At 68.3% G+C, this 3474-nt stretch carries 3 protein-coding genes and 1 tRNA gene; 2 read left to right on the forward strand and 2 right to left on the reverse strand.

Annotated features, from left to right (window positions below; all coding sequences use genetic code 11):
* Window positions 1-46: 46 nt before the first annotated feature.
* Both ACFQ7Q_RS37910 and ACFQ7Q_RS37915 read right to left on the reverse strand, forming a co-directional pair.
* Window positions 47-1450 (reverse strand): sulfatase, encoded by a 1404-nt coding sequence (locus ACFQ7Q_RS37910; protein WP_383563758.1) that lies wholly within the window; start codon window positions 1448-1450, stop codon window positions 47-49.
* A gap of 457 nt (window positions 1451-1907) precedes the next feature.
* Window positions 1908-2624, reverse strand: coding sequence for a hypothetical protein (locus ACFQ7Q_RS37915; protein WP_383563761.1), 717 nt, complete (start codon window positions 2622-2624; stop codon window positions 1908-1910).
* Between the two features lie 349 nt (window positions 2625-2973).
* Between ACFQ7Q_RS37915 and ACFQ7Q_RS37920 the strand changes: the two genes are divergently transcribed.
* On the forward strand, window positions 2974-3264 hold the full coding sequence (locus ACFQ7Q_RS37920; protein WP_383563764.1) for a WhiB family transcriptional regulator: 291 nt from the start codon (window positions 2974-2976) through the stop codon (window positions 3262-3264).
* A gap of 107 nt (window positions 3265-3371) precedes the next feature.
* Window positions 3372-3445 (forward strand) — tRNA-Met (locus tag ACFQ7Q_RS37925).
* Window positions 3446-3474: the final 29 nt, after the last annotated feature.

Genomic DNA, 3474 nt, shown 5'->3' on the forward strand with positions numbered 1-3474 from the left:
ACCCGTGCCCGCGACACGGGTGCCGGCCGGCGGTACCAGGTGCGGGTCAGGACACCCGGTCGGCGGCGAGCTGGGCGGCCAGGGCGGGGATGCCGAGGGCCTGCTCCTGGGCCGGGGTGGCCTGGTACAGCTTGTTGGTCAGCTGGTACGGGTCGTTCGCCAGGTCGTAGTACTCGCGGAACTTCACCTGGCCGGTGCCCGATACCGTGCCGTTTCCGTCGGTCGTCAGGTCGTAGTACTCCGTGTACTGCTTGTCCTTGGCCACGTACGAGGACCACGTCGGGGCCCCGCCGGTGCCGGTGCCCTGCTTCCACCATTCCACCAGCAGGTGGTCACGGCTGTGGGAGGAGAGCAGGGACCTGCCGTCCTGAGGGGCGCTCGGCGTGATGCCTGCCGCATCGAGGATGGTCGGCGCGATGTCGATGTTGGCGACGATGCGGTCGTCCACGGTCCCCGCTCCCAGCCCGCCGGCCGGCCAGGAGAGGTAGAACGGCACCTCGTGCGCCGGGCGGTAGGGCACCGACTTCGCGGTCCAGCCGTGATCCCCCCAGCTGAAGCCGTTGTCGCCGATGTAGATGACGAGGGTGTCGTCCAGCTGCCCCAGGGCCTGGAGCTTGTCCTTGAAGGCCTGCACCGCGTCGTCGACGCTGAGCAGTGTGCGCAACTGCTCGGCGCGGATGGTCCGGCCTTCGGCGAGGGTGCCGGTGGCGTTCTTTATGTAGGCCGGCTTGTCGCTGCGGTCGCTCTCAGGAACGGAGGGGCGGCCGTTCCAGTCCGGGACCGGTGTGCCCGCGTACTTCGCCTCGGGGGTGCGGGGGCCGTGGGACGCGTAAGGGGTGACGTACGCGAACCAGGGGCGGGAATCCGTGGCGGCCTTGTCGAGGAAGTTCAGAGTGCGGTTCTTGACGATGGTGGTGGTGTAGCCGTTGATCGTCTGGACGGTTCCGTTGACGTTCCACTGAGCGTCGACGTATCCGGGCTGGAGGAGGGCGAACTCCTCGAAGTGCGGCGGATTGTCCGCCAGGGTCCAGGAGTTGAGGTACTTGCCGAACAGGCCGGTGCGGTAGCCCGCCTGCTTGAGGTACTTCTGCACGGTGGTGCTCTGGTCGAGCGAGAGCGAGGCCTTGTTGTTGCGCACGCCGTGGTTGTGGGCGTGGCGGCCGGAGAAGACGCTGGAGCGCGAGGGAGAGCACAACGGGGTGGTGACGTGGCCGTTGGTGAACTTCACACCCTGGTCCGCGAGCCAGGCGACGGCCTTGGGCAGGGCCCACTCGGTGTGCTTCGGCTGGTCGTCGGTGACGATCAGCAGGATGTTCGGGCGGCCGGCGGCAGCGGCGGGGCCGGCTCCGGCGAGCTGCGCGAAGGCGGGTACGGCGGTCGCGGCCGCCACAGCGGCGGCGCCGCCGAGGAAGCCTCGTCGGCTCACCGGCGGGCGTTGGTTCTCGCTCATGTTGTCCATTCCTCCGGGGTGCGTCTGCACAGGGGGGCGCGGCGGACGAACGGACTCCAGGACGAGCCGTCGGCCGCGATGCGGAAGGGGAAGAGACGGGAGTCAGGCGGAGCGCCAGGTGGGGATCCCGTGGGGGAGAGGGCGCGGTCAGCGCGCCAGGGCGACCGTACAGAGGGCGCTCGCCGCGCGCCCGTGGTCGACGTGACGGCGCGCAGTGAGGATTCCTGCTGCCATGCCCACGACAGTAGGCGAAGAGGAACGGCGGTTCCATGTACGGCGGATGAAATGGGCTCCCGCAACTGCCTCGCGACCGCAGGCGCCCCTGCCCCCATGGCTGGATCGGACCATGGGGGCTGTGAAGGCCGTCGGGCCGTTGGGCCCGAACATCGGTCTGTGCAACACCGCGGTCGGTGGGCTTCGTTCGCGGAGACGGTCCTGGGCCTCCGCGCCCCGATGGTCAGGCGTTCGCCGGAGCCTTCGCGGTCTCCTCGTCGGGGGTCTCGGCGCGTGCGGGCTTGGAGTACATCACGGAGCCCTGCTGGGTTCCCTTCTCGACGATGCCCTTCTTGGTCATGCTCTCCAGGTTGTTGCGGACGACCTGGATGGAAGTCGTGCGCTCGGGATACGTCTCCACGAGTTCGGTGCGGATCTCGCTGACCAGGCGGGGTTCACCGGCGTGCTTGGTCAGGATGCCTTCGATGAGGTTGCGCAGGGGAGGCTCGTCGGTCTTCTTCGCGACGGGCGCCTGGGGCGCTGTGGCCTTCTTGGGAGTGGCCTGCTTGGCGACGGTCTTCTTCGCGACGGGCTTCTTGACTGCGGCTTTCTTGACGACGGGCTTCTTTACGACGGGGTTCTTGGAAGCGCTCTTCCGGGCCGGCTTGGTGGTGGCCTTCTCCTGCCTGGGCTGCGGCACGACGACGTCCGGCGCAGGTTCGGTGAGGGGGGCCTCAACCGGTGCGGGTACGGGTGTCACCTCGGTGGTCTCGGGCGTCGAATCCGCGGCCGGGGGCACTGTTCCCAGCATCTCGGTCAGCCACTTCTCGTCCGTCCTGAGCTGGTCCAACCGTGCCTGGAGTTCGGCGAGTTGCCGAGCGATGTCCTCCTGCTCGGAACGGTTCTTCTCGATGTCCTCCGCGAACCGCTCGGCGTACGCGATCTGAATGTTCTCGGCCATGGCAGCTGATTCTCCTTCACCTGGTGTGTTGCTGCCGGATGCTACTCACCACAGGTGCCATATGGGTGGGCTTTGTCCGGGGCCACCCTTTCGAGACCTGCTCGCGAACTCCATGCCGGCCCGGAGGAAAGCCGGGTATCGGCCCGCACCGTCAGGGGTTTGTGGGGGAGTTCGGAATGCTGGGCAGGGTGGCAATCCGACGCGAGTGCCGCGTGGGCCGAAGAGTTCCACGACACGCGACGCGCAAGCGGAATCAGGCCATGTCATGCGCCATGAACGAAGCCACATGACGTCCGTGCGGCATCGACCGCATAGGCTCGCTCCTGATGTCGATGGGGGAGAGGACGACATGACAATCGTGGAGGTCCACTGGCGCGAGGATGCCGCGTGCCGGAGCGCCGATCCGGAGGAGCTGTTCGCGGAGGCCGCGCGGCAGAAACGCGCCAAGTCGGTATGTGCCGGCTGCCCCGTGCGTACGGAGTGCCTGGCGGAGGCTCTCGACAACCGCATCGAGTTCGGGGTGTGGGGCGGCATGACCGAGCGCGAGCGCCGCGCCCTGCTGCGTCGCAGACCGGACGTCGCCTCCTGGCGCACCGTGCTGGAATCCGCACGCGACACGGCGATGCCCGAGGCGAGCTGAACGGCACCGGGGTGTTGCCCCCACGTGGTTCGCGGCCTCGCACCCGATGCTGTGGGGCTGATGAAATTCGCTCGCCCGGGGACATGCCGGCGTTCTACGGTGGAGGTCGCCGGGTGGAGCAGGTCGGTAGCTCGCTGGGCTCATAACCCAGAGGTCGCGGGTTCGAATCCCGCCTCGGCCACGAAGCGTCGGGCCCGCCGCACCATGTGC

The organism is Streptomyces sp. NPDC056527 (assembly GCF_042794475.1).
GTDB lineage: Bacteria > Actinomycetota > Actinomycetes > Streptomycetales > Streptomycetaceae > Streptomyces.